This is a genomic window from Streptomyces sp. NPDC059852, assembly GCF_042731455.1.
GTDB lineage: Bacteria > Actinomycetota > Actinomycetes > Streptomycetales > Streptomycetaceae > Streptomyces.
On record NZ_JBHWJK010000006.1, the window covers coordinates 158,978 to 183,512 of the forward strand.

Sequence of the window (24,535 nt, forward strand, 5' to 3'; positions counted from 1 at the left end):
GCCCCTCCCGGAGTTCCCGGAGGAGGGACGCCCTGTGCGACGTACGGGAGCGGTCAGCCCATGAACTTCTTGAACTCGTCCGGGAGCTCGAAGTCCTTGCCGGGCTGCTGGCCGGGCACCCCGAAGGCCCCGCCGCCCTGCGCGGCGGCGGCGCGGCGGGCGGCCTCCTCCTGCTCCTGCTGCTTGCGCTTCATCGGGTTGCCGGAGCGCTGCTTGCCCTTGGCCTTCTTCGGCTGCTTCTTGGTGCGGCCGGGGCCGCCACCCATGCCCGGCATCCCCGGCATACCGGGCATCCCGCCGCCCTGGGCCATGCGGGACATCATCTTGCGGGCCTCGAAGAACCGCTCGACCAGGTTCTTGACGGCACTGACCTCGACGCCGGAGCCCTTGGCGATACGGGCGCGGCGGGAGCCGTTGATGATCGTCGGCTCCTGACGCTCGGCCGGGGTCATCGACTTGATGATCGCGGCGGTGCGGTCGACGTCCCGCTCGTCCAGGTTGTTGATCTGGTCCTTGATCTGGCCCATGCCGGGCAGCATGCCGAGCAGCTTGGAGATGGAGCCCATCTTGCGGACCTGCTCCATCTGGGCCAGGAAGTCGTCCAGGGTGAAGTCCTGGCCCTTCTTGGACGCCAGCTTGGAGGCCATCTTCTCGGCCTCTTCCTGGCTGAACGTCTTCTCCGCCTGCTCGATCAGGGTGAGCAGGTCACCCATGTCGAGGATGCGGGAGGCCATCCGGTCCGGGTGGAAGGCGTCGAAGTCGTCCAGCTTCTCGCCGTTGGAGGCGAACATGATCGGCTTGCCGGTGATCTGCCGGATCGACAGGGCGGCACCACCGCGGGCGTCACCGTCGAGCTTGGAGAGCACCACGCCGTCGAAGCCGACGCCGTCACGGAAGGCCTCGGCGGTGTTGACCGCGTCCTGGCCGATCATCGCGTCGACGACGAAGAGGATCTCGTCCGGGGAGACGGCGTCGCGGATGTCCGCGGCCTGCTGCATCATCTCCTGGTCGATGCCGAGGCGGCCGGCGGTGTCCACGATGACGATGTCGTGGACCTTGGTCTTCGCGAACTCGATGGAGTCCTTGGCGACCTTCACCGGGTCGCCCACGCCGTTGCCCGGCTCGGGCGCGTAGACGGCGACGCCGGCGCGCTCGGCGACGACGCTCAGCTGGTTGACGGCGTTGGGGCGCTGGAGGTCGGCGGCGACCAGCACCGGCGAGTGGCCCTGCTCCTTCAGCCAGCGGCCGAGCTTGCCCGCGAGGGTGGTCTTACCGGCACCCTGCAGACCGGCCAGCATGATCACGGTGGGCGGCTGCTTGGCGAAGCGCAGCCGGCGGGTCTCGCCGCCCAGGATCGTGACGAGCTCGTCGTTGACGATCTTCAGGACCTGCTGGGCCGGGTTCAGCGCCTTGGAGACCTCGGCGCCGAGCGCGCGCTCCTTGACGTTCTTGATGAACGTCCGCACGACGGGCAGCGCCACGTCGGCTTCGAGGAGCGCGATACGGATCTCGCGCGCGGTGGCGTCGATGTCCGCTTCGGAGAGCCGTCCCTTGCCACGCAGGTTCTTGAACGTCGCTGAGAGGCGATCGGAAAGAGTATCGAACACGGCGCTCGCGGTCCTCGGGGTCGGTGGCAGCTGGGAATCGCCCTCCAGGGTATCCCGGCGACACAGGTGGCCGGGATCCCCCGGTCAGCCCCGCAGGGTCTCCTCCAGCTTGCGGGCCACGGACACGGCCTCCTCACCGGGCAGCGGCGCGCCCTCGGGACCTGTGACATAGAACGCGTCGACGGCGTTGGCGCCCAGGGTGCTGACGTGGGCGCTGCGCACCCGCACGCTCGCGTCCTCCAGCGCGCGCCCGATCCGGAACAGCAGGCCGGGCGCGTCCTGGGCGCGCACCTCGATGACGGTGGCCAGCCGGGACGCCGCCGGATGCACGGTGACCCGGGGCGGCGGCGCCACTACGCCCCGCCGGCGCGGATAGGCGGCGTCCCGCTCCGCGAGCCGCCCGGCGATGTCCAGCGAGCCGTCCAGGGCGCGCACGAGGTCGGCGCGCAGCCGGGTCGCCTGCGGCAGGGAGCCGTACTCGGCGGCGACCCGCCAGTTCAGCAGGAGGACGGAGCCGTCGACGCCGTCGGGCAGGTCCAGGGCCCGCAGCTCGGCGGTGCGCACGGTCAGCCGGTGCATGGCGAGGACTCCGGCGACCGCGGGCAGCACGCCCGGCTGGTCGGGGACGGCGATCAGGAGCTCCACGCCGAGCGGTTCCGGGCCGCCGGCCGGCCCGTCCTCGGACGGTGGCTCGGTCTGGGCGCGCAGAGCCAGGACGGGGCTGCCCACGGCGATCGCCTCGAGGGCGAGGCGTTCCTGTTCGGCGGTGGGCGCGGCGGCCTCCGGCTCGTCGGGGGCGTCCCCGGCGAGCACCGCGCCGACCCGTTTGACCAGGTCGGCGACGAGGGAGCCGCGCCAGGCCGACCAGGCGGCGGGGCCGGTGGCCAGGGCGTCCGCCTCGGTCAGGGCGTGCAGCAGCTCCAGCGTGCCGGGCGTGCCGACGGCGTCGGCGACCGCGCGGACGGTCGCCGGGTCCTCCAGGTCCCGCCGGGTGGCCGTCTCGACGAGCAGCAGGTGGTGGCGGACGAGGGTGGAGAGCACCGCCACGTCGTCGCGGTCGAAGCCGATCCTGGCGGCCATGTCCTTGACGATGATCTCGCCGGCCACCGAGTGGTCGCCGGGCCAGCCCTTGCCGATGTCGTGCAGCAGCGCGGCGACGAGCAGCAGGTCGGGGCGGTGGACGCGGCGGGTGAACTCGGAGGCGCGGACGGCGGTCTCGATGAGGTGCCGGTCGACGGTCCAGACGTGGACGGCGTTGCGCTGCGGGCGGCAGCGCACCCGCTCCCAGTCGGGCAGGAAGTGGGTGATCAGCCCCTCGGCCTCCAGGGCCTCCCAGACCTCGACGGTGGGCCGGCCCGAGCCCAGCAGGGTGACGAGCTGTTCGCGGGCCTCGGCGGGCCAGGGCGTGGTCAGCGGGCGCACCCCGGTGGCCATGCGCCGGACGGCGTGCAGGGAAAGCGGGAGCCCGGCCTGGGCGGCGGCGGCCGCGGCGCGCAGCGGGAGCACGGGGTCGCGGTCGGGGCGCGCGGCGCGGGCGAGCACGACCTCGCCGTCCTGCTCGACGACGCCCTCGGCCAGCGGGGAGCGTTCCGCGGTGGGCTTCCCGCCGCCCAGCATGGCCCGCAGCCGGGGCCGTACCGCGCGGGCCCGCAGCACACGGTTCACCTCGCGCCAGGTGACGTCGCTGGCGTACGAGATGACCCGGGCCGCCTCGTACACCTGGCGCAGCAGGGTGTCGGCGTCGAGCAGGCCGAGTTCGGCGGCGACCTGGTCCTGCTCCTGGAGGGCGAGCCGGTCGGTGGCCCGTCCGGTGGCCAGGTGCAGCGCGTCGCGGACGTCGAGGAGGCGGCGCCGGGCGTCGGCGAGGCCCTCGCGGGGGGCGTCCGCCAGCCAGGAGGCGGCGACGGCGCGCAGGATGGTGGCGTCCCGCAGTCCGCCGCGGGCCTCCTTGAGATCGGGTTCCAGCAGGTACTGGAGTTCGCCCTGCCGCTGGGCGCGCTCGGCGGACAGCTCCTGGAGCTCGGGCAGCCGCTTGGCCGCCTGGTTGCGCCAGTCGGCGAGGACGGCGGTGCGCAGTCCCGTGGTGAGGCCGAGGTCGCCGGCGATGTGCCGGGCGTCCAGCAGGCCCAGCTGCACCTTGAGGTCGTCGGCGGCGGTCTTGCGGGCCTCGGCGAGGGTGCGCACGGAGTGGTCGAGGGCGAGCCCGAGGTCCCAGACCGGGTACCAGATGCGGTCGGCGAGGGCGGCGACCGCCGTGCCGTCCCCTCCGTCGTGCAGCAGGAGGAGGTCCAGGTCGCTGCGCGGGGACAGCTCGCCGCGGCCGTAGCCGCCGACGGCCACCAGGGCGACGCCTCGCGTCCCCTCGGCGCCCGCGGCGAACAGGCCGGTCAGCCACTCGTCGGTGAGCTGGGCGAGGGCGGAGCGGCGCGGCGGCCCGGACCGCGCCCCCTCGGTGAGGAGGCGCAGCCGGGCCGCCGCGTAGCCGCTGGGTCCCGAGTCCTCTGCTTCGTCCCGCACATCCGTACTCGACACCCGGCAGCTCCTGTTCTTCCGCTGATCAGAGCGCGTCGGGGCCGCGCTCGCCGGTCCTGACCCGTACGGCCGTCTCGACCGGCAGGGACCAGACCTTGCCGTCACCGATCTTGCCGGTGCGGGCCGCCTTGACGATGACGTCGATCAGCTGCTCGGCGTCGTCGTCCTCGGCCAGGACCTCGATGCGGATCTTCGGCACCAGGTCGACGGTGTACTCGGCACCGCGGTAGACCTCGGTGTGGCCCCGCTGACGACCGTAACCGCTGGCCTCGGTGACCGTCAGGCCGTGTACTCCGAAGGCCTGGAGGGCCTCCTTGATCTCGTCGAGCCGGTGGGGCTTGACGACGGCGGTGATGAGCTTCATGCGTCCACCTTCTTGCTCTCGGCCGCGGCGACCGGGGCCGGGGCCGCGGCGGTACGGGCGGCACCGCCACCGGCACCGCTGAAGTCGTATGCGGTCTCGGCGTGCTCGGCCTGGTCGATGCCGGCGATCTCCTCGTCCTCGGAGACGCGCATCCCGATCGTCTTGTCGATCAGGAAGGCGAGGACCGCGGAGGCGATCAGCGAGTAGGCGAGGACACCGAAGACACCGGCGCACTGCTTCCAGAACTGGTCGAGGCCGCCGCCGTAGAAGAGGCCGGCCACGTCGGACTGGCCGCCGCCGGTGGCGAAGAAGCCGATGAGCAGCGAGCCGAGGATGCCGCCGACGAGGTGGACGCCGACCACGTCGAGGGAGTCGTCGTAGCCGAACCTGTACTTCAGGCCGACCGCCATGGCGCACAGGACACCGGCGATGAGGCCGACCGCGATGGCGCCGAGCGGGGAGACCGCGCCACCGGCCGGGGTGATCGCGACGAGGCCGGCGACCGCGCCGGACGCGGCACCGAGGGTGGTGAACGCGCCGTGGCGGATCTTCTCGTAGGCGAGCCAGCCGAGGACGGCGGCACCGGTGGCGACCTGCGTGTTGACGAACATCAGCGCGCCGACGCCGTCGTCGTTGCCGAGCCACGAACCGGCGTTGAAGCCGAACCAGCCGAACCACAGCAGGCCGGCGCCGAGCATGACCAGCGGGAGGCTGTGCGGGCGCATCGGGTCCTTCTTGAAGCCGACGCGCTTGCCGATGACCAGGATCACGCCGAGCGCCGCGGCACCCGCGTTGATGTGGACGGCCGTACCACCGGCGAAGTCGATCACGCCGAGCTCGAAGGCCCAGCCGCCGGCGCCCCAGACCCAGTGGGCGACCGGGAAGTACACGATCGTGACCCACAGGGTGATGAACAGGGCCCAGGCCGTGAACTTCACGCGGTCCGCGAGGGCGCCGCTGATCAGGGCGGGCGTGAGGACGGCGAACATCAGCTGGAAGACGGCGAAGACGTAGACCGGGATGGTGTAGCCGTCCCAGAGCTCGGTCAGTCCGATCCCGCTGAGCCCGACGAAGTCGGAGGACCAGCCGATGAGGCTGCCGGAGTCGGTGCCGAACGCCAGGGAGAAGCCGTACAGCACCCACAGGATGGTGACGATCCCCAGGCTGATGAAGCTCATCATCAGCATGTTCAGTGTGCTCTTGACGCGGACCATGCCTCCGTAGAAGAAGGCCAGGCCCGGGGTCATGAGCATCACCAGGGCGGAGCAGATGAGCATGAAACCTGTGTTGGCGGCGGACAGCTCGGGAGCGTCTGCCGCAAGCGTGATGGCTGATGCCATCGGCGTCTCCTCGTCATAGGTACGGCGGCCCCGTGCGGGCGAAGCCTGAGCGGAGTGAGGGGTGGGCCGGTATGGGCCAAGAGATTGGCGCAGCGCGGTTTCGGTGGAAGCCCCTCGTTGTTTCGCCGCCGTGACGAAGGCACCTCGCGTGTTACGCGTCGATGAACTGCCGGATCCGGGTCCGCCGGATCGTTATCGTGGCGCAACCTTCGTGGAGGGATGCAAACCGGCCGCGGTCGGCCTTCCGATGACCTGGCATGGGGGAGCCGAGTCGGGCAGTTCGGGAGGGCCGGCCGCGGCCGGGGTCAGGGGTGCCCTGGGCACACGCGCGTGGTCAGACCGCCTCCGCGGTCTCGGGCAGCTCCACGGCGAGCTTCTCGGTCAGGTCCACGACCTCGGCCAGTTCCCCGAAGTCGCGTACGGCTGTGTCGACCGTCTTTCGGATACGAGTGTTCACACGCTCGGAGCGGACCTTCTTGGCGATCCGCATGGCCTGCTCGGCGTAGCCGACGCTCTGTTCGGGCTCGCGTCGCAGCAGGTGCACGGTGGCCATGCCGATCAGGTTGAGCGCGTACGACCGCTGGTGCTCCGCGTCCTGGGCGAACAGGTCCACGGCCCGCCGCATCACGGGCTCGGCGAGGGAGGCGTAGGCGGGGCTGCGGCCGGCGACATAGGCCAGGTCGCGGAAGGAGTGGGAGTTCTCCCCGTACAGCTCGGCCTCGGAGAAGAAGCGGATCCAGTCGGGGTCCGGCTCGTCCCACTCGTCGGCCTCGGCGAAGGTGTCCTCGGCCATCCGGACGGCCCGCTTGCACTTGCCGGGCTGGCCCATGTTGGCGTAGGCGCGGGCCTCCATCGCATACAGCATCGACTGGGTGCGGGGGCTCGCGCAGTCCCGGCTGCCGTACTGCGCGAGATGGATCAGCTCCAGGGCGTCGTCCGGCCGGCCGAGGTGGATCATCTGGCGGCTCATGCTGGACAGGACGTACGAGCCGAGCGGCCGGTCACCGGCCTCCTTGGCGGCGTGCAGCGCGAGGACGAAGTACTTCTGCGCGGTGGGCTGGAGCCCGACGTCGTACGACATCCAGCCGGCCAGCTCGGCCAGCTCGGCGGCCACCTTGAACAGCTTCCGGGTGGTGGCCTCGGGCTGGGGCTCCTGGAGGAGGTCGGTCACCTCGTGCAGCTGCCCGACGACGGCCTTGCGGCGCAGGCCGCCCCCGCACTGGGCGTCCCACTGCCGGAACATCACCGTGGTGGACTGCAGCAGGTCCAGCTCGGGCTTGGACAGACGCCCGCGCGCCCGCGAGGACGGGACGGCCCGGGACTCGCGCTCGGCGGCCGGGGAAGGGACCAGCCAGCGCTGCATCGGCTCGACGAGCGCCGGGCCCGCGGACAGCGCGAGCGAGCTCCCGAGGAAGCCGCGCCGCGCGAGCATGAGGTCGCTGCGCGAGAACTCGCTGAGGAGGGCGACCGTCTGGGGGCCGGTCCAGGGCAGGTCGACGCCGGACACGGACGGTGACTGGCGGGCCGTGCGCAGGCCGAGGTCCTCGACGGAGACGACACAGCCGAACCGCTCGGAGAAGAGCTCGGACAGGATCCTCGGGATCGGCTCGCGAGGGTTCTCGCCGTCCAGCCAGCGGCGGACGCGGGAGGTGTCGGTCGAGATGTGGTTGGCGCCCAACTGGCGCGCGCGGCGGTTCACTTGGCGGGCCAGTTCGCCCTTGGACCAGCCGCTGCGCACGAACCAGGACGAGAGAAGGTCGTTCGGGCGCTTGTCCGTGTGCGACGCGCCGGTGGCACTCGTACCGCTTCCGCCGTTGCCGCTCACTGGAACGCCCCCATCCCTTGGACCACTTGTCACCGAGTGCGCCAAGCCCTATCAGAATGCCGGTAAACACGGTCGCTCGTCCGGCAGTTGTCACCCTTCGAACGGAAAGCCGACTTGCCCGCGGCATACCCACAAGTGCATGTGCCCCGAGGCTCCGTGCACACACGGTAATCCTACGATCACTGGCGCAGCCATGGCGTTCGCAGAATCGCCACCATTCGCCACCCCTTCGAATGAACTCACGGACGCCGCAACGCGATTCACTTGACATAGGACGGCCGGAAGTAGGCGGAGCGGAGCACTCAGGGGCGCGTGTCACGCCCCCCACCACCCCGCACACTCCAACGCGCCGCATTGGACGACGCGGCGCCCGGGGTATCCGGCCATTCTGAGAACACAGAGGGTCACGATCCGCTCTCACGCCGTAACCAGCGGTGTGCTGGACCCGTTGGAGGGGGCATGGGCTTCACGATCGGCGGTATCCGGGAGATCCGATCCGGCGCGCGTCGGCGCGGCCGCTCCTCGGAGTGCACCGCCGTGGCCGAGTTCACCGGACTGTGGGGCTGGGACGTCGTGCCCGGCACCCGGGCCACGGGCGGCGTCTGCTCGTGCGGCCGCTCCGGCTGCGAGGCCCCCGGCGCGCACCCTCTGGACTTCGCCCCCGTCATCCCGGCCGGGGCCACGCTCGACGAGGTCAGCAAGGCGTGGTCGGAGTACCCCGGCGCCTCGGTGCTGCTCCCGGTCGGCCGGACGTTCGACGTGATCGAGGTGGCCGAGCCGGCCGGCCGCCGGGCGCTGACCCGGCTGGAGCGCATGGGCCTCCCCCTCGGCCCGGTCATCGCCACCCCCGGCGGCCGCGCCCAGTTCCTGGTCGCCCCGGGCGCCGCCGCCGAGCTGCACGACCTGCTCTACCGCATGGGCTGGGACGACCGCACCCACCTCGACCTGCACGGCCTCGGCCCCGGCGGCCATGTGACCGCGCCCCCCTCCGACCGGGGCGGCCTGGGCCCCGCCCGCTGGCTGCGGCCGCCCTCCCTGGACACGGCGACGAAGCCGCCGGCGGCGCGCCTGCTCCTCGGCACGCTGGCCTACGTGGCCCACCGCTCCCGCGCGTAGGGCGTCCTCGGGAAGTCCCGTCCGGCTCGCGGCACGGCACCTCGCCGTACACAGCGAAGCGCCCGCCCCCAACTGCACCTTGGGTGGCGGGCGCTTCTTCGCCCGGCGCGACGGGTTCGCGGCCGGTGAGGTCACTCCCCGATCAGGGCGTCGACGAACGCCTCGGGCTCGAACGGCGCCAGGTCGTCGGCGCCCTCGCCGAGCCCGATCAGCTTGACCGGGACGCCCAGCTCGCGCTGGACGGCGATGACGATGCCGCCCTTGGCGGTGCCGTCGAGCTTGGTGAGCACGATGCCGGTGATGTCGACGACCTCGGCGAAGACACGGGCCTGCACGAGGCCGTTCTGCCCGGTGGTGGCGTCGAGCACGAGCAGCACCTCGTCGAGCGGCGCGTGCTTCTCCACGACGCGCTTGACCTTGCCGAGCTCGTCCATGAGACCGGTCTTGGTGTGCAGGCGCCCGGCGGTGTCGATGAGGACGACGTCGGAGCCCATCTCCTTGCCCTCCTTCACCGCGTCGAACGCCACGGAGGCGGGGTCGCCGCCCTCGGGTCCGCGCACGGTGTAGGCGCCGACGCGCTCGCCCCAGGTCTGGAGCTGGTCGGCGGCGGCGGCCCGGAAGGTGTCGGCGGCGCCGAGGACCACACTGCGGCCGTCGGCCACGAGGACACGGGCGAGCTTGCCGGTGGTGGTGGTCTTGCCGGTGCCGTTGACGCCGACGACCATCACGATGCCGGGCTTGCTCGCCTCGGGCTCGGTGTGGACCGTGCGGTCCATGTCGGTACCGACGAGCTTGAGCAGCTCCTCGCGCAGCAGGCCCCGCAGCTCCTCGGGGGTGCGGGTGCCGAGCACCTTGACCCGATCGCGCAGGCCGTCGACCAGCTCCTGGGTGGGGGCCACGCCGACGTCGGCGGTGAGCAGGGTGTCCTCGATCTCCTCCCAGGTGTCCTCGTCCAGGTGCTCGCGGGACAGGAGCGTGAGCAGCCCCTTGCCGAGGGCGTTCTGGGAGCGGGAGAGCCGGGTGCGCAGCCGGACCAGGCGGCCGGCGGTCGGTTCCGGCACCTCGATCGCGGCCGGCGGCAGCTCCTCGACGACGGGCGGTTCCTCGACGGCCGTCGCTCCGCCGCCCGGGAGATCCACCTCCTCTATGGTCCGGCGCTCTTCGTCGCGCGGTGTCTCGGCCTCGTCGCCGACGTGCGGCTCGGCCGGTGGGGCGGTGATGTCGGGGGCGGCGGGCGGCGGCGGGGGCAGCTGCTTCTTACGGCGCGTGCCGATGACGAGCCCGCTGATCGCGCCGAGCACGACCACGGCGATGACTACAGCAAGGATGACGATGTCCATAACCCGACCAGTATCGGCCATGGAGTGCCGCGACACCCCTATGGATGTCTGACACACCGTCAGGCAAGGTCCGCCGTGCCACCCGCCCGGCGAAGGGGCCCCATGCCCGTCACGGTCGTGCGTTTCGACCTGGTCGAGCCGGAGGCGACCCCCGCCTCGCCGTCCGCCCGCTACCGGGCCGCCCTGGAGCCCCCACCCCCTGCTGCTGGTCGGCGGCTCCTCGATGGCGAGCGGGTGCTGCCCGCCCTGGGCGACTGAGCGGGCCCGGGCACGACGGCGCCGCCCCGGCTCGGGCAGTGGCCGAGCCGGGGCGGCGGCGGGTTACGGGGAGAGGGGCAGCGGGGACTTGGCCCTTCCCCCCGGGTCCGGGGCGGTCAGCCCATCTCCTCCAGCTTCTTGCCCTTGGTCTCGGGCACGAACTTGAGGATGAAGGGGATGGAGAGGAAGGCGAACACCGCGTACATGACGTAGGTGAGCGACAGGTTCCAGTCCGCCAGGTCCGGGAAGGTGATCGTGATCAGCCAGTTGGCGATCCACTGGGCCGAGGCGGCCACGCCCAGGGCGGCGGCGCGGATCTTGTTCGGGAAGACCTCGCCCAGCATGACCCAGACGACCACACCCCAGGACAGGGCGAAGAACAGGACGAACGCGTTGGCGGCGATCAGCGCCACATAGCCCTGCGCGGTGGGCAGCGGGTCGTTGCCGTGCTGGAAGGAGAAGGCCCAGGCGGCGGCCGCGAGGGAGACGCCCATACCGACGGAGCCGATGAGGGCGAGCGGCTTGCGGCCGAGACGGTCGACGAAGATCATCGCGATCACGGTGCCGAGGATGTTGATGATCGAGGTCTCGAACGAGTAGAAGAACGAGCTCGACGGGTCGACGCCGACGGACTGCCACAGCAGGTTCGAGTAGTAGAAGATGACGTTGATGCCGACCAGCTGCTGGAAGACGGACAGGCCGATACCGATCCACACGATCGGCAGCAGGCCGAAGCGGCCGCCCAGCAGGTCCCGGAACGTGGACTTGTGGTCGCTGCGCATGGCCTCGTCGATCTCGGCGACGCGGCCGTCCAGGTCGATGTCGCCCTCGACGTCCGCGAGGACCTTCTTGGCGTCCGCGATGCGGCCGACGCTGATCAGGTAGCGCGGGGACTCGGGGATGGCGAAGGAGAGCAGCCCGTAGACGAGGGCGGGCACCAGCATCACGCCGAGCATCCACTGCCAGGCCTCCAGGCCCGCGACCTGCCCGCGCTCGGCGCCGTCGGCCATGTTGAGGATGGCCCAGTTGACGAGCTGGGAGACGGCGATGCCGATGACGATGGCGGCCTGCTGGAACGAGGCGAGCCGGCCGCGGTAGGCGGGCGGGGCGACCTCGGCGATGTAGGCCGGGCCGATGACCGACGCCATACCGATGGCGATACCGCCGAGCACACGCCAGGCGGCGAGGTCCCAGGCGGCGAAGGGCAGCGCGGACCCGACGGCGCTCACGGCGAACAGCACCGCCGCGATCTGCATGACGCGGATACGGCCGATGCGGTCGGCTATGCGGCCGGCGATCGCGGCACCGAGGGCGCTGCCGAGCAGGGCGCTGGCGGCGACGGTTCCGGTGACGCCGGAGCTGAGGTCGAACCGGGCCTGGATGCCGCCGTTGGCCCCGTTGATGACGGAGCTGTCGTAGCCGAAGAGGAAGCCGCCCATGGCGGCCGCGGCGGTGATGAAGACGACGTGCCCGAGATGTTCGGGGTGAGCCGCTCTGGCTCGTGCGGGCTGCGCCTGCGCTGTGCTGGTCACGTGTAACTCCTCGGGCCCTCGGCAACGCTGCCGGATGGGGGGTCAGCCCCTTCAGGCCGTGATACCTGAAGGAAAAAGCAACGCTGGTGACCCTATGCCTTCAACTTTCGAAGTCAATAGGCTGAGGAGTGTGACTTTGAAGACCACTCGCGCACACGATGTGTTCAATTCTTGAAGAGTTGAAGGTGAGCGGCGGCAGGAGGAGGCCGCCCGCCGGGCGGAGAGCGCTCAGCGCAGACGCTGGCTGATGACCTTCGACACACCGTCGCCCTGCATGGAGACGCCGTAGAGCGCGTCCGCGACCTCCATCGTGCGCTTCTGGTGCGTGATCACGATGAGCTGCGAGGCCTCCTGCAGCTCCTGCATGATCCGGATCAGCCGCTGGAGGTTGGTGTCGTCGAGGGCGGCCTCGACCTCGTCCATGACGTAGAACGGGCTCGGCCGGGCCTTGAAGATCGACACCAGCAGGGCGACCGCGGTCAGGGAGCGCTCGCCGCCGGACAGCAGGGACAGCCGCTTGACCTTCTTGCCGGGCGGCCGGGCCTCCACGTCGACGCCGGTGGTGAGCATGTTGTCGGGATCGGTGAGGACGAGACGCCCCTCACCGCCCGGGAAGAGCCGACTGAAGACGCCCTCGAACTCCCGTGCGGTGTCCCGGTACGCCTCGGTGAAGACCTGCTCGACGCGCTCGTCGACCTCCTTGACCACCTGGAGGAGGTCCGCGCGGGTCTTGCGCAGGTCCTCCAGCTGCTCGCTGAGGAACTGGTGCCGCTCCTCCAGCGCCGCGAACTCCTCGAGCGCGAGCGGATTGACCTTGCCGAGCTGCTGGTAGGCGCGCTCGGCGGCCTTGAGCCGCTTCTCCTGCTCGGCGCGGACGAACGGCTTGGGCCGGTTGCGCGGATGGTCGGGGTCCTCCGGCAGCTGCTCCCCCTCGGCGGGCAGCGACGGCGGTACGAGCTGGTCGGGGCCGTACTCCGAGACCAGCCCGGCCGGCTCCACGCCCAGCTCCTCCAGGGCCTTGGTCTCCAGCTGTTCGATCCGCATCCGCTTCTCGGCGCCCAGGACCTCGCCGCGGTGCACGGAGTCGGTGAGCTTGTCCAGCTCCGCCTTGAGGTCGCGGCCCTCGGTGCGGGCGGCCGTCAGCTCCTGCTCGCGCCGTGCCTTGGCGGCCTCGGCGGCGGCGCGCTCCCGCTCTGCGCGGCCCAGCGAGACCTCGACATGGGCGAGGAGCTGCCGGGCGCCGGACGCGACGGCCTCCGCGACGGCGGCCTCGTGCCGCAGCCGCGCCCGCCGCTGCTCGGCACGCGCGCGTGCCTCCCGTTCGGCGCGGGCGGCCCGGTCCAGCGAGTCGGCCCGTCCGGCGAGCCCCTTGACACGTTCCTCGTGCGTACGGACCTGGAGGCGGGCCTCCATCTCGGTCTGGCGGGCGTTGGCGCCGTCGGCGGCGAGCCGGTCGCGTACCGAGGTGTCCGGTTCCTCCTCGACCGGCATCTCCTCGGCGACGGCGAGCCGTTCCGCCAGCTCCTCGACCTCCTGGAGCGCCTTGTCGAGCGCCTCCTGGGCACGGGCGGCGGCGGCCACGGACCGCTCGGCCTCCCCGGCGGCGCCGCGCGCCTGTCCGGCGAGCCGGCCGAGCTGCTGGGCGACGGCCGACTTCTCCCGGTCGGCGGCCCTGCGCCGCTCCCCCAGCTCCTCGACGAGCGCGGCGCACTCCCGGCGCCGTTCGGCGGCCGCGTGCTGCGCCTCGGTCAGTTCCTCGCAGCGCACGGCCAGCTCGTCCAGCTCGGCGGCGGCCTCGTCGACGGACGCCTGCACCTCCAGCAGGCTGGGAGCGCCCGCGGAGCCGCCGTGCGCGAAGTGGGCGCCGAGGAGATCGCCCTCGGCGGTGACCGCCGTCAGCTCGGGGTGGGCGTACACCAGGTCCTCGGCGTCCTCCAGGGTGCCGACGACGACGATCCCCCGCAGCAGACGGCGAACGGCGGGCATGAGCTCGGCGGGCCCGGTGACGAGGTCGGCGGCGAGGCGTCCGGCGGGCGCGGGAGGCTGCTCCGGTGCGGGCACGGGGTCGCCGGCCAGCAGCAGCGAGGCGCGGCCCCCGTCCTGTTTGCGCAGCAGGCGGATCGCCTCGGCGGCGGCCGACGGCGACGTCACCGCGAGGGCGTCCGCCGCGGTCCCGAAGGCGGCGGCGAGCGCCACCTCGTGTCCCGGTGCCACCGTCAGCAGCTCCGCGGCCGGGCCGAGCAGTCCCGTCAGGCGTTCGCGCGCGCCCAGCAGGGCGCCCGTGCCGTCCTTGCGGCGCAGGCCCAGGGCCAGCGCCTCGTGCCGGGCCTGGGTCGCGGCGCGGCGGCGTTCGGCCGCGGTGGCGGCCTCGCGGGCGGCGGTCAGCGCGGCCTCCGCCTCGGCGAGGCCCCGCTTGGCCGTCTCGTGCCGCTCGCCGAGTTCGGCGTCGCCGGCGTCCAGCCCGTCGACCTCGGCCTTCAGCGCCTCGTACTCCTCCTGGGCGGCGACGGCCCGCTCCTGCGCCTCGTCGCGGGCGGCGGCCAGCCGGTCGATCTCGGCCTGCGCGGAGGCGGCGCGTGAGCGGGCGGCGTTGACCTGGCCGTTCAGCCGGGCGAGGCCCTCGCGGCGGTCGGCGATGGCACGCGCGACGTCCTTCAGACGGCGCTCCTCCTGCGCCAGCTCGCGCTCCAGTTCGGCCCGGTGGGCGACCGTGTCCTCCAGGGCGCGCTCGGCCGCCTCCAGGGCCGCCTCCAGCTCGGCCTCCTGCTCGCGGATGCGGGCGGCCTCCCGCTCCATGTCCTCGGGGTCGCGGCCCCGGCGCTCCTCGGGCGGCGCGGAGGTGGCGCTCTTGACCCGGGCGTCGGCCAGCGAGATCGTGCCGCGCACCCGTTCGGCGAGCTGGGACAGCTCGTACCAGGTCTGCTGGGCCCGCTGGAGGCGCGGGGCGAGCCGGCGCACCTCGTCCTCCAGGGCCGCCTCCCGGTGGAGCGCCTTCTTCAGCTCCTGCTCGGCGGCCTCCTTGCGGGCCTTGAGCGCGGCCTCGTCCGCGACCTCGGCGCTCAGCGCCTCGCGCAGCCGTACGAGGTCGTCGGCGAGGAGGCGCAGCCGGGCGTCGCGCAGGTCGGCCTGGATGACGGCGGCCCGGCGTGCGACGGCGGCCTGGCGGCCCAGCGGCTTGAGCTGGCGCCGCAGCTCGTCCGTGAGGTCCTGCACGCGTGCGAGGTTGGCCTGCATCGCGTCCAGCTTGCGCAGCGCCTTCTCCTTGCGCTTGCGGTGCTTGAGGACGCCGGCCGCCTCCTCGATGAAGGCGCGGCGGCCCATCGGGTCGGCGTGCAGCACGGAGTCGAGCTGGCCCTGGCCGACGATGACGTGCATCTCGCGGCCGATGCCGGAGTCGGAGAGCAGTTCCTGGATGTCGAGCAGCCGGCAGGTGTCGCCGTTGATCTGGTACTCGCTGCCGCCGTTACGGAACATGATCCGCGTGATGGTGACCTCGGCGTACTCGATGGGCAGGGCCCCGTCGGAGTTGTCGATGGTCAGCGACACCTCGGCGCGGCCCAGCGGCGGGCGGCCGGTGGTGCCGGCGAAGATGACGTCCTCCATCTTGCCGCCGCGCAGCGACTTGGCGCCCTGCTCGCCCATGACCCAGCTGAGCGCGTCCACGACGTTGGACTTGCCCGAGCCGTTCGGTCCGACGACGCACGTGATCCCCGGCTCGAACCGGAGCGTGGTCGCCGAGGCGAACGACTTGAACCCGCGGAGGGTCAGGGCCTTGAGGTGCACGCCGCCGGACTCTACCGTCCGGCGATGTCTCGCTCCATGAACGTGCGGTTTCGCCGGTGAACGCTGAGGGCACACCAGACGTTGAAGAAGGTGAAAGGATGCGCGGGGCAATAAGGCGGGGGGAAAGAAAGAAGGGACGCCGAAGCGTCCCTTGCAATTTCTGACGACGGGAAGCCCAGTCGTCCGACAACTGCCGAGCGGTTGGATACGGGCCGCCCGACCACTGCCGTGCTTTCGTGGAGCGATGCAGTGATCAGGTGAGCGCAGGCTCCGCCTGGTGTGCGTCGATGCTCTCCATGATCCTGTCGTGAGAAGCGGCAGCCGTCAGCGCCTCGTTCTCGGCCTGGATCCGTACGAGCTCGGATTCCAGGTCCTGGACGCGCTGCTGGAGCCGTCGCATCTCGGCGAGGAGTCGCGGGTCGGAGCCGCCGACGTAACCGAGAAGCGCCTTTGCCATGATGGATGGTCCTCCACACTGAGTGACCGACCGATGCGGTTGGGTCGTGAGGGATTCGCACCCGTGGATGCTTGACGGGCCTTGAGTTGTACTGCCGTTCAGCCACGCCAAACAGCTGAGGTGCGCGGGGACTTTCAGCGTCTCACCAAAAAGTTTGACGGTCAACACGATCACGCCCCGTATTGGCGGGCGAACCCTGGGGCACACGGCCGGACGGCGGCACGCGGCGACTCCTGCGGGGCCCTGGGGGCGTGACGATCACCGTGAGAGCGGAGCTTGCCACTACGGGCGCTTCTTGGCAACCACCTGCTCCTTTCTGCTTCGGGCAGGTGCCGGTGGCATGTCCCTCCGGTTCCGCGGGGCCGGCGCGCGACCCCCGGATCACCGGATGGCGAAGCCGTCGTAGCCGCCACGGGGTGTGTCCCAGATCTCGGTGACGCCGTCCACCCGCCCGGGCGTGTCGGCTCCCTGGAGCCAGTCGAGCAGTCCTTCGCAGCCCTTGCGGGGGCCCTCGGCGACCACCTGGACCCGGCCGTCCTCCAAATTGAGAGCAAAACCACTCAGGCCGCCGATCTCGAGCGCCTTGGCCCGCGTGAACCAGCGGAAACCCACACCTTGGACCCGTCCACGCACCCAGGCGACCAACCGCACATCCTCACTCATGGCTGCAACCTAACGGGCGGATGTCCCTCAGGGCACGTTCTCCCCTGGCGCCATGCGGTACCGTCCCGACCCAATGAATCTCATTTGAAACTCACCTGATCGTGTGAGTTCCGTGAGGGCATGAAGACCGCAGGGACCAGGAAGGCCAGGACATGGGACGCCACCGACGCTCCGCCGCCGGCCGCGCCGCCACGGGCCGCGCCGCGGGGGGCACACACACGGACGGCTCGTACACGCACGGCGACGACCCGCTGAACCCCCAGGGCGACCGGCCCACCATGGGCATCGCGCCCTACCTGAACCCGGAGGCGTACGCCGAGGCCTACGCGGCGAGCGACGCCTACCTCTTCGCGACGGACGAGGGCTACGACCGGATCACCGCGACGACCACCTTCCCGGCCGACGGGACCACCGCCTTCCACAGCGAGGGCTTCACGCCCGACGCCGGCAGCCGGCTGCCGGGCGGCTCGCACCGCCGCCGCAAGAAGAAGGGCCCGGCCCCGGTGAAGACCGGACTGCTGGGTGTCTCGGCCGCGGTGGCGCTGGGCACGGTCGCGGTCGCCACCGGTGTGGTGCCCGGCATCGACAACTACCGGCTCGGCGGCGGCGACGGCACCGACCGGGTGCAGGCCGCCGACAGCCCGACCAACGCGCCGAACGAGCTGGGCGGCACGTCGGGCAGCGCCGAGGGCCACGAGAGCGGCGGCACGACGAGCCGTGACGTGGAGCGTCCCGCCTCGCCCGCTCCGTCCACGACGTCGTCCGCGCCGACGAAGGCGCCGTCGAAGAAGCCGTCGGCGACGCCGAGCGAGAAGCCGAAGGACACGCCGTCGCGTACGGCGACCAAGGCGCCGCAGAAGCCGGCGACGCCCCCGAAGGCCGAGGAGCGCACCAGCGCCCCGGTGACAGTCTCCGCGGAGGCGGCCGCCGCGGCCGAGGTCCTGCGGCTGGTCAACGACGAGCGCGCCCAGGTGGGCTGCACCCCGCTGGCCGCCAACAGCGCCCTGGCCGACCTGGCCCAGGACTTCAGCGAGGACATGGCCCAGCGCGGCTTCTTCGACCACACCGACCCGAGCGGCGCCTCCCCGTGGGACCGCGCGGCGAAGGCCGGCGTCACGGACCTGGGCGGCGAGAACATAGCCCGCGGCCAGGCGGACGCGGCGGCGGTCATGGAAGCCTGGATGAACAGCCCCGGCCACAAGGCCAACATCCTGAACTGCGACTTCAAGACCCTGGGAGTCGGCGTCCACATGGGCGCGGGCGGGCCTTGGTGGACGCAGGATTTCGGGTACTGAGACATACCCGGGTCAGAGGGCGGGACGCCTCCGTGGACGGCGTCCCGCCCGACGTGTTCTCGCCCGTGTCCAGCGGCGCCGGGGCACTCGCCCCGCGTCGGCACCGGCGCAGAGCCGCTCCACCGGGCTCTGCCGGGGCGGGCGCCCACTGCGGCACGGTCCAGTCATGAAGCCTCAGTCCGGTGAGCGACAGCGATATTGATCGCCCTGAAGGTCCGGCCTCTGTCAGACGAGGAGTTCCTCGCGGTGGGCCAGTGCCCAGGCTCGCTCCTCCTCGATGTCCGGGAAGAAGTCCTGGCGTAGGAAGGCCGCCCAGGGGTCCGCGCCGAGGGGGCCCAGGCGGGCTATGCGGTCGGTCTCGTCGCGTTGCAGTCTGGCCAGCGCGTCCAGCACGTCGGCCGGGTCCGCTCCGTAGGCGTCGCACAGGAGCCGCAGCCGTCGGGCCAACGGCGCGCCGTCCGCGCCGAAGCCGACCTTGCGCTGACGCTCGGGGAGCCGCAACGGCACGCCGTACCAGGCGAGTTGCGCGAGGTCGTCCAGTGGGTGGCCGGGGATGGCCAGGTCCCAGTCGATGAAGCCGACCAGGCGGTCGTCGGCCCAGACCGAGTTCCAGGTGGTCAGGTCGCCGTGACGCATGATCAGGCCGGGGCGCCAGCGGGCCTCCGGGTCGCACCAGACGGCGTCCGGCGAGGGGCGGAAGTCGCGTACGGCGTCGTGGTACTCGCGCAGCCATCCGCCGAGTTGGGTGACGCCCTCGTCCGTGAGAAGTGCCGGCGGCCACGGGCACAGGCCGACCTCGCCGCGCAGCAGGGACACCACCTCGTGGCCGTCCACGGGACCGTCGCCGAGAGCGCGGGGCGCGCCGGCGAAGCCCACCTGCTCCAGGTGGCGCAGCAGTTCCCGCACCGCCGGGGTCCACGCACGCCACGGCCTGAGAATGGTCTCCCCCACCCGGCGCACCGTCGAGAGGCCACCGCGCGCCGACTCACCGTCCTGGATCATGACGGGCATCGTAGTGGGCGCCCGCGATTCACCGGTCAGAGATGGCCTTCGGGTGGGCGGCGCTGGGCGTGCCGACGTACCCGCTGTGGCGGTGGAAGGAGTACGCCTTTCCGGCCGTCTGGAAGAAGTTGGTGAGGGCCAGGGCCGCCCAGAGGGCGCTGAGGCTGGCCGGGCTGAACACCGCCAGGGTGACGGCGAAGGCGGCCAGGGCGGCGGTCGTGTGGTTGCCCAGCAGGGCGGTGTCCACCAGGGCTCCGGCCGACGCGGCGATCATCGTCAGGTACAGCGGCAGCGCGGCCGCCGCTGTCCCGGCCCACGTACCGCGCCCGCCCCGCCCCACGCTCCCCTTGCCGACCACGATGTCGATCATGACACCGTGGGCGCCGGCGGGTGGGCGGGACGGGGGAAGCCGGACCCGGAGGCCGTCCCAGCGCCGGCCGGCTCGGTGGGCCGCGCCGCTGCGGGGCTCCGGGGCGTGCGCGCGCCGATCTCCCCGGCGACCGTCAGGCCGCCGCCGCCCGCCCCACCGCGAACGTCCTCGCCGTCTCCGCCACCCGCCGGCCCAGGTGTTCCGCCGTCGCCACGTCGGCCTTGTGGACGGCGTCCGGGGCCGCGTCGACGTCGGTCTGGGCGGCGGCGCCCGCGAAGACGCCGAGGCGGTTGAGGTCGTTCTCGGAGGCGGCGCTGTGGTTCCAGCCCGGGAGGAGGCCGAGGTTGATCCAGTGCATGCCGAGCTGCCCGGCGAGGATCTGGAAGAACTGCAGGGTGTGCAGCTTGTCGCCGCTCTTGGAGCCGGAGTTGGTGAAACCGGCCGCCAGCTTGTCCTTCCACGCCTGGGTGGCCCAGCGCTTGGAGGTGGCCTCCGCGAAGGTGTGGAAGGCGCCGGACGCGGTGCCCATGTAGGTCGGCGAGCCGAAGACGATCGCGTCGGAGCGGTCGAGGAGGGCCCACTGCTCCTCCGTGATCTCGTCCACCTTGATCAGGTGCACCTCGGCCCCGGCCTCGACGGCACCGGTCCGCACGGCCTCGGCGACGACGGCGGTGTGGCCGAAGCCGGAGTGGTAGGCGATGGAAACGACAGGGGTGGTCACAGGGTGCTCCTGGGTGCGGGAGATAGACAGAGAGATCGAACGGCGTGACGCGCCGCCGGTCGGTGACAGTAACCAAAGGAAAGCACTAACTATTCGAAAGCGCAACCGTGGCGATAGCGCCCCCGTCGCGGCAGCGCTGTATGCGAGTACGCTGTCCGTATGGAGAGCACCCAGGAGCGCACGGCGGAGCAGGACCTTCCGTACAACGTGTTCGCCAGGACCTGCCCCTCACGCGGCACGCTGGAGCACGTCACGGGACGGTGGGGCGGGCTGACGCTGGGCGCCCTGTACGAGGGGTCGCTGCGGTTCAACGAGCTGCGCCGCAGGGTCGACGGCGTCAGCGAGAAGATGCTGTCCCAGACGCTGCACGCGCTGGAGCGCGACGGCCTGGTGCACCGGGACGCGCAGCCGACGAACCCGCCGCGCGTGGACTACGAGCTGACGCCGCTGGGTCGCGGGGTGGCCGAGCGGCTGATGAGCCTCATCCAGTTCGTGGAGGGGCGGATGGACGACGTGCTCGACGCGCGCCGGACCTACGACGAGACGCGCGGCGCCCTCTGACACTTTGGGCAGAAGTAGCTGGACCGGTTCATCCAGGGCCGGCGCCGCATGGGCGTGCCGCACCGCTTGCAGGGCAGGCCCTCGCGCCCGTACGCGTCGAGCGAGCGGTCGAAGTAGCCGGACTCGCCGTTGACGTTGACGTAGAGGCTGTCGAAGCTGGTGCCGCCCACCGCGAGGGCCGCGTTCATCACGTCCCGGGCATGACCCAGCAGTTCCAGCGTGCGCGGGCGGGTGAGGGTCGCCGTCGGGCGGTCGTAGTGCAGCCGGGCGCGCCACAGGGCCTCGTCCGCGTAGATGTTGCCGACGCCGCTGATCAGCGACTGGTCGAGCAGGGCCCGCTTCACGGTCGTGCGCCGGCGCCGCAGCGCCTGGTGGAACGCCTCGTCGTCGAAGAGCGGGTCGAGCGGGTCGCGGGCGATGTGCGCGATGACGTCGGGCAGGCCGTCGGGGGTGGTGTCGTGCAGCGACAGGCCGCCGAAGGTCCGCTGGTCGACGAAGCGCAGTTCGGTGCCGAGGGCGTCGGCGAAGCGCACGCGGATGCGCAGATGCTTCTCCGCGGGGGCGGTGTGCGGCTGGACCAGCAGCTGGCCGCTCATGCCGAGGTGCGCCAGGATCGCCTGGCCGGTGTCCGCCAGGGGCAGCCACAGATACTTGCCGCGCCGGCTGGGGACGCCGACACGGTGGCCCTCGAGACGGTGCGCGAAGTCGTCGGCGCCCGCGACATGCCGGCGCACGGCACGCGGGTGCAGCACCTCGGCGTCGGCGACCGTGCGGTGGGCGACCCACCGCTCCAGGCCACGCCGGACGACCTCGACCTCGGGCAACTCGGGCATGGTCTCCCTCTCCACACCGTGCGGATACGGACCGAGCGCCCGCCCCGGGGCCGGGACGGGCGCTCGGATCGCGCTGTTCGGTCAGGCGGAGGCCGACGCGTCGGCGTCGGGTTCGGCGGCGGCGTTCGCCGCCTCCTTGGCGCGCTCGTCCGCCGCGGCCTTGATGGACCGCCACGCGGACTCGGCGGCCTGCTGCTCCGCCTCCTTCTTGCTGCGGCCGGTGCCGGTGCCGTACGAGACGCCTCCGACGCGGGCGGCAGCAGTGAAGGTCTTCTCGTGGTCGGGGCCGGTCTCCGTGACCAGGTACTCGGGGACGCCGAGCCCTTCGGTCGCGGTGAGCTCCTGGAGACTGGTCTTCCAGTCCAGGCCGGCACCGAGGTTCGAGGACTTCTCGATCAGGGGGTCGAACAGGCGGTGCACCAGCTCCGCCGCCGAGTCGAGGCCCTGGTCGAGATAGACCGCGCCGATCACCGCTTCCAGGGTGTCGGCGAGGATGGATGCCTTGTCCCGGCCGCCCGTGCCCTCTTCACCGCGGCCGAGCCGGATGAAGGCGCCCAGGTCGAGCCCACGGCCCACCTCCGCCAGCGCGCGCGAGTTGACCACCGCGGCCCGGAGCTTGGCCAGCTGGCCCTCCGGCAGATCGGGGTGGGTGCGGTACAGCGTGTCCGTGACCACCAGGCCGAGCACGGAGTCCCCGAGGAACTCCAGCCGCTCGTTGGTGGGCAGACCGCCGTTCTCGTACGCGTAGGAGCGGTGGGTGAGCGCACGCACCAGAAGGGCGGACTCGAGCTTGTACCCGAGCCGCCCTTCCAACAGCGTGTGGGACGAGGCCTGGTTGTCCGCTGCGTTCTTCTTGGGCGTGGACACAGTGCCTCTCACCAGCCGCTCAGACCTCGAGGACCTGGCGCTTGTTGTAGGTGCCGCACGACGGGCACGCGATGTGCTGCTGCTTGGGCTCGTGGCAGCGCTCGCACGCAACCAGGGTGGGGACCGCAGCCTTCCACTGCGACCGGCGGTGGCGCGTGTTGCTGCGCGACATCTTCCGCTTCGGAACAGCCACGGCTACTTCTCCTGCTTCTCGTCGACGCCCGGTTCGGCGCCGCTCTTGTCGTCCTTATCGCCGGGTTCGAGTGAATCGGCGAGTCCCTGCAGTGCCGCCCAACGGATGTCGACGGCGTCATGGTGGTGGTCCGGGTCGTCAGCGAGACGCACGCCGCACTCGGCGCACAGTCCCGGGCAGTCTTCCTGGCACACCGGCTGCATCGGCAGTGCGAGCACCACCGCATCACGCAGCACAGGCTCGAGGTCGAACAGGCCGTCCTCGAGGAAGAGCCTGTCCTCGTCGTCCTCGGCGTCGTCGCCGGGCTCCGCGCGGTGTGCACGGCCCCGGTCGTCGGCGTCAGGGTACGAGAACATCTCCTGGAAGTCCGCTTCCACGTCGAGCTGAAGCGGCTCCAGACACCTTACGCACTCCCCCTCGGCCCGTGCACGGGCGGTGCCTGTGACAAGCACACCTTCCATGACCGACTCGAGCCGGAGGTCGAGCTCCAGCGGGGCGCCTTCCGGCACTCCGACGACCTTCGGGATACCGAGGTCCTTGGGGGCGTCGACCGTGCGGGTCAGGCGCTGCAGCGCACCGGGCCGCCGGCCCAGCTCGTGTGTGTCGAACACGAGGGGGTTGCGGTGGTCGAGGCGGGCTGTCACGCCGTTCCTGCTTTCGATCTGCTGAGCTCAGGGGGTTCGCCGCCCAGTGGTGCCTGCGGGCAGCGTTGATCGCGGACGTACGCGCGACCGAAGAGCCAGGATACTGGACCTTTCGCTCATGGCCCAATCCGGTGGTCGTGCTACTGGCCACGCCCCTGCTCGTACGCCCTCAGCTGCTCCGGAGTGATCATGCTGGTGTCGAAGAGGCTGGTCTCGTCGAGCGCGTAGGACTGGTGGGTCTGCTCGGGCTGCCGGGGCGCCTGCTGCGGGTCGTACGCCTGCTGGCCGGTGTCGTACGTGTACCCGTACGGGTCCGCCTGCTGGTAGCCGTAGGCGTCCTGCTGGCCGCCGTAGCCCTGCTGCTGGTAGCCGTACGGGTCGGCGGCCTGCTGCTGGTAGCCGTACGCCGGCTGCGCGACCCAGGGGTCGTACTGCGGCTGCGGCGGTACGGCCGCCGGCTCGGCGGGGGCGGCCGGGGCGTCCTGCTGGGCGAGCGCGGCGAGGTCGGCGAGGTAGTCGGCGTCGCTGGAGTGCTGGACGGTGCTCATGTCGTCGGCGAGGGCGCCGAGGTCGTCGGTGGCGATCCGGCCGTGCAGCTTCTGCCGGCCGCGGCCGACCGCCTCCAGGGTCTTGGCGAGGACCGCCTCGAAGGCTCCGAGCTTGACGTCGACGTATTCGTCGGCGCTGCGGCGCAGGGTCTCCGGGTCGTGACTGCGCTCGGGGGCGTCCTCGTCCTCGTAGCCGTTCTCGTCGGTGCCCGGGCCGGTGCCGAGCAGCTTCTCGCGGCCGCGGCCGACGGAGCCGAGGGTCTTGGTGAGGACGACCTCGAAGTTGGCGAGCTTGGAGTCGACGTAGTCGTCGGCCTCCGCGCGGATCTCCTCGGCCTCCTGGCGGGCCTCGGCGAGGATGCGGTCGGCCTCGGCCTGGGAGCGGCGGGCCACCTCGGTGTCGGAGATCAGGGAGCCGCGTTCGGCGTGCGCGCCCTGGATGATCCGCTCGGCCTCCTGGCGGGCCTGCTCGACCATCTGCTCGCGGTCGCCGATCAGCTCCTGGGCCTGGGCGAGCGAGCCGGGCAGGGCCTCGCGGACCTCTTCGAGCATCGCGAGCAGTTCGGCGCGGTTGACCACGCACGAGGCCGACATCGGCATCGACCGGGCACTGGAGACCGCCGCGACGATCTCGTCGAGCTTCTTCTGCACGTCCACCGTGTGCTCGCCACTCTCTACAGCTGT

General features: G+C 71.9%; 22 protein-coding genes. 4 read left to right on the forward strand and 18 right to left on the reverse strand.

The window, feature by feature from the left end; translation table 11 throughout:
* Nucleotides 1–53 precede the first annotated feature (53 nt).
* The 5 genes from ffh to ACFV46_RS10315 all read right to left on the reverse strand — a co-directional run bounded on the left by ffh (nucleotide 54) and on the right by ACFV46_RS10315 (nucleotide 7,668).
* Nucleotides 54–1,607, reverse strand: coding sequence for a signal recognition particle protein (gene ffh, locus ACFV46_RS10295; RefSeq protein ID WP_385497738.1), 1,554 nt, complete (start codon nucleotides 1,605–1,607; stop codon nucleotides 54–56).
* Nucleotides 1,608–1,691: 84 nt separating this feature from the next.
* On the reverse strand, nucleotides 1,692–4,139 hold the full coding sequence (locus ACFV46_RS10300; RefSeq protein WP_385497739.1) for a [protein-PII] uridylyltransferase: 2,448 nt from the start codon (nucleotides 4,137–4,139) through the stop codon (nucleotides 1,692–1,694).
* A 25-nt stretch (nucleotides 4,140–4,164) separates the two neighbouring features.
* On the reverse strand, nucleotides 4,165–4,503 hold the full coding sequence (locus ACFV46_RS10305; protein ID WP_003997576.1) for a P-II family nitrogen regulator: 339 nt from the start codon (nucleotides 4,501–4,503) through the stop codon (nucleotides 4,165–4,167).
* Complete coding sequence (locus ACFV46_RS10310) at nucleotides 4,500–5,843, reverse strand: ammonium transporter (RefSeq protein WP_361927005.1); 1,344 nt, start codon at nucleotides 5,841–5,843, stop codon at nucleotides 4,500–4,502. The genes ACFV46_RS10305 and ACFV46_RS10310 overlap by 4 nt, the downstream gene beginning before the upstream one ends.
* Before the next feature lie 334 nt (nucleotides 5,844–6,177).
* Nucleotides 6,178–7,668, reverse strand: coding sequence for a hypothetical protein (locus ACFV46_RS10315; protein ID WP_385497740.1), 1,491 nt, complete (start codon nucleotides 7,666–7,668; stop codon nucleotides 6,178–6,180).
* Between the two features lie 459 nt (nucleotides 7,669–8,127).
* On the opposite strand from ACFV46_RS10315, the gene ACFV46_RS10320 reads away from it, so the two are divergent.
* Nucleotides 8,128–8,784: a bifunctional DNA primase/polymerase gene (locus ACFV46_RS10320; RefSeq protein WP_376727374.1), complete on the forward strand. Its 657-nt coding sequence runs from the start codon at nucleotides 8,128–8,130 to the stop codon at nucleotides 8,782–8,784.
* 131 nt (nucleotides 8,785–8,915) lie between these two features.
* Here ACFV46_RS10320 and ftsY read toward each other — a convergent pair whose 3' ends face one another.
* Nucleotides 8,916–10,124, reverse strand: a complete 1,209-nt coding sequence (ftsY, locus tag ACFV46_RS10325) for a signal recognition particle-docking protein FtsY (RefSeq protein WP_385497741.1) — start codon at nucleotides 10,122–10,124, stop codon at nucleotides 8,916–8,918.
* Nucleotides 10,125–10,226: 102 nt separating this feature from the next.
* Here ftsY and ACFV46_RS10330 point away from each other — a divergent pair, with 102 nt between their 5' ends.
* Complete coding sequence (locus tag ACFV46_RS10330) at nucleotides 10,227–10,382, forward strand: hypothetical protein (RefSeq protein ID WP_385497742.1); 156 nt, start codon at nucleotides 10,227–10,229, stop codon at nucleotides 10,380–10,382.
* Between the two features lie 116 nt (nucleotides 10,383–10,498).
* On the opposite strand, the gene ACFV46_RS10335 is transcribed toward ACFV46_RS10330, so the two are convergent.
* The 4 genes from ACFV46_RS10335 to ACFV46_RS10350 form a co-directional block, all read right to left on the reverse strand.
* Nucleotides 10,499–11,914 carry a sugar porter family MFS transporter gene (locus tag ACFV46_RS10335; RefSeq protein ID WP_376727376.1) on the reverse strand — a complete coding sequence of 472 codons (1,416 nt, stop codon included), beginning with the start codon at nucleotides 11,912–11,914 and terminating at the stop codon, nucleotides 10,499–10,501.
* A gap of 228 nt (nucleotides 11,915–12,142) precedes the next feature.
* Nucleotides 12,143–15,697, reverse strand: coding sequence for a chromosome segregation protein SMC (gene smc, locus ACFV46_RS10340; RefSeq protein ID WP_376727377.1), 3,555 nt, complete (start codon nucleotides 15,695–15,697; stop codon nucleotides 12,143–12,145).
* Between the two features lie 253 nt (nucleotides 15,698–15,950).
* A complete protein-coding gene (locus ACFV46_RS10345; RefSeq protein WP_055623302.1) occupies nucleotides 15,951–16,154 on the reverse strand; it encodes a hypothetical protein in 204 nt (67 codons plus the stop codon).
* A 381-nt stretch (nucleotides 16,155–16,535) separates the two neighbouring features.
* Nucleotides 16,536–16,817: an acylphosphatase gene (locus tag ACFV46_RS10350; protein WP_062666689.1), complete on the reverse strand. Its 282-nt coding sequence runs from the start codon at nucleotides 16,815–16,817 to the stop codon at nucleotides 16,536–16,538.
* 152 nt (nucleotides 16,818–16,969) lie between these two features.
* Between ACFV46_RS10350 and ACFV46_RS10355 the strand changes: the two genes are divergently transcribed.
* Nucleotides 16,970–18,112, forward strand: a complete 1,143-nt coding sequence (locus tag ACFV46_RS10355; protein ID WP_376727378.1) for a CAP domain-containing protein — start codon at nucleotides 16,970–16,972, stop codon at nucleotides 18,110–18,112.
* Between the two features lie 225 nt (nucleotides 18,113–18,337).
* On the opposite strand, the gene ACFV46_RS10360 is transcribed toward ACFV46_RS10355, so the two are convergent.
* From ACFV46_RS10360 to ACFV46_RS10370, 3 genes are all read right to left on the reverse strand, one after another.
* Complete coding sequence (locus ACFV46_RS10360; RefSeq protein ID WP_385497743.1) at nucleotides 18,338–19,114, reverse strand: phosphotransferase; 777 nt, start codon at nucleotides 19,112–19,114, stop codon at nucleotides 18,338–18,340.
* A 28-nt stretch (nucleotides 19,115–19,142) separates the two neighbouring features.
* Nucleotides 19,143–19,484 carry a hypothetical protein gene (locus ACFV46_RS10365; RefSeq protein ID WP_385497744.1) on the reverse strand — a complete coding sequence of 114 codons (342 nt, stop codon included), beginning with the start codon at nucleotides 19,482–19,484 and terminating at the stop codon, nucleotides 19,143–19,145.
* A gap of 133 nt (nucleotides 19,485–19,617) precedes the next feature.
* Nucleotides 19,618–20,205, reverse strand: a complete 588-nt coding sequence (locus ACFV46_RS10370) for a flavodoxin family protein (RefSeq protein WP_385497745.1) — start codon at nucleotides 20,203–20,205, stop codon at nucleotides 19,618–19,620.
* A gap of 159 nt (nucleotides 20,206–20,364) precedes the next feature.
* On the opposite strand from ACFV46_RS10370, the gene ACFV46_RS10375 reads away from it, so the two are divergent.
* Nucleotides 20,365–20,766: a helix-turn-helix domain-containing protein gene (locus ACFV46_RS10375; protein ID WP_361926976.1), complete on the forward strand. Its 402-nt coding sequence runs from the start codon at nucleotides 20,365–20,367 to the stop codon at nucleotides 20,764–20,766.
* Here the strand turns inward: ACFV46_RS10375 and mutM are convergent.
* The 5 genes from mutM to ACFV46_RS10400 all read right to left on the reverse strand — a co-directional run bounded on the left by mutM (nucleotide 20,739) and on the right by ACFV46_RS10400 (nucleotide 24,508).
* Entirely contained in the window at nucleotides 20,739–21,599 is an 861-nt protein-coding gene (gene mutM, locus ACFV46_RS10380) for a bifunctional DNA-formamidopyrimidine glycosylase/DNA-(apurinic or apyrimidinic site) lyase (RefSeq protein ID WP_376727383.1), read from the reverse strand. The two genes, ACFV46_RS10375 and mutM, sit on opposite strands and share 28 nt — an antisense overlap.
* A gap of 81 nt (nucleotides 21,600–21,680) precedes the next feature.
* A complete protein-coding gene (gene rnc, locus ACFV46_RS10385; RefSeq protein WP_151788276.1) occupies nucleotides 21,681–22,466 on the reverse strand; it encodes a ribonuclease III in 786 nt (261 codons plus the stop codon).
* A 19-nt stretch (nucleotides 22,467–22,485) separates the two neighbouring features.
* Nucleotides 22,486–22,659: a 50S ribosomal protein L32 gene (gene rpmF, locus ACFV46_RS10390; protein WP_003951102.1), complete on the reverse strand. Its 174-nt coding sequence runs from the start codon at nucleotides 22,657–22,659 to the stop codon at nucleotides 22,486–22,488.
* 2 nt (nucleotides 22,660–22,661) lie between these two features.
* Nucleotides 22,662–23,303 carry a YceD family protein gene (locus ACFV46_RS10395; protein ID WP_361926972.1) on the reverse strand — a complete coding sequence of 214 codons (642 nt, stop codon included), beginning with the start codon at nucleotides 23,301–23,303 and terminating at the stop codon, nucleotides 22,662–22,664.
* Nucleotides 23,304–23,443: 140 nt separating this feature from the next.
* Nucleotides 23,444–24,508, reverse strand: coding sequence for an ATP synthase F0 subunit B (locus tag ACFV46_RS10400; protein ID WP_385497746.1), 1,065 nt, complete (start codon nucleotides 24,506–24,508; stop codon nucleotides 23,444–23,446).
* Nucleotides 24,509–24,535: the final 27 nt, after the last annotated feature.

Excerpts from the sequence above, each read along its gene's own strand:
- ACFV46_RS10330 (WP_385497742.1), top strand. The coding sequence starts at position 10,227 with ATGCCCGTCACGGTCGTGCGTTTCGACCTGGTCGAGCCGGAGGCGACC.
- ACFV46_RS10345 (WP_055623302.1), bottom strand. The coding sequence starts at position 16,154 with ATGGCAAAGGCGCTTCTCGGTTACGTCGGCGGCTCCGACCCGCGACTC.
- ACFV46_RS10305 (WP_003997576.1), bottom strand. The coding sequence starts at position 4,503 with ATGAAGCTCATCACCGCCGTCGTCAAGCCCCACCGGCTCGACGAGATC.
- ACFV46_RS10355 (WP_376727378.1), top strand. The coding sequence starts at position 16,970 with ATGGGACGCCACCGACGCTCCGCCGCCGGCCGCGCCGCCACGGGCCGC.
- mutM (WP_376727383.1), bottom strand. The coding sequence starts at position 21,599 with ATGCCCGAGTTGCCCGAGGTCGAGGTCGTCCGGCGTGGCCTGGAGCGG.
- ACFV46_RS10320 (WP_376727374.1), top strand. The coding sequence starts at position 8,128 with ATGGGCTTCACGATCGGCGGTATCCGGGAGATCCGATCCGGCGCGCGT.
- ACFV46_RS10365 (WP_385497744.1), bottom strand. The coding sequence starts at position 19,484 with ATGATCGACATCGTGGTCGGCAAGGGGAGCGTGGGGCGGGGCGGGCGC.
- ACFV46_RS10350 (WP_062666689.1), bottom strand. The coding sequence starts at position 16,817 with ATGAGTGAGGATGTGCGGTTGGTCGCCTGGGTGCGTGGACGGGTCCAA.
- ACFV46_RS10375 (WP_361926976.1), top strand. The coding sequence starts at position 20,365 with ATGGAGAGCACCCAGGAGCGCACGGCGGAGCAGGACCTTCCGTACAAC.
- ftsY (WP_385497741.1), bottom strand. The coding sequence starts at position 10,124 with ATGGACATCGTCATCCTTGCTGTAGTCATCGCCGTGGTCGTGCTCGGC.
- ACFV46_RS10360 (WP_385497743.1), bottom strand. The coding sequence starts at position 19,114 with ATGATCCAGGACGGTGAGTCGGCGCGCGGTGGCCTCTCGACGGTGCGC.
- ACFV46_RS10310 (WP_361927005.1), bottom strand. The coding sequence starts at position 5,843 with ATGGCATCAGCCATCACGCTTGCGGCAGACGCTCCCGAGCTGTCCGCC.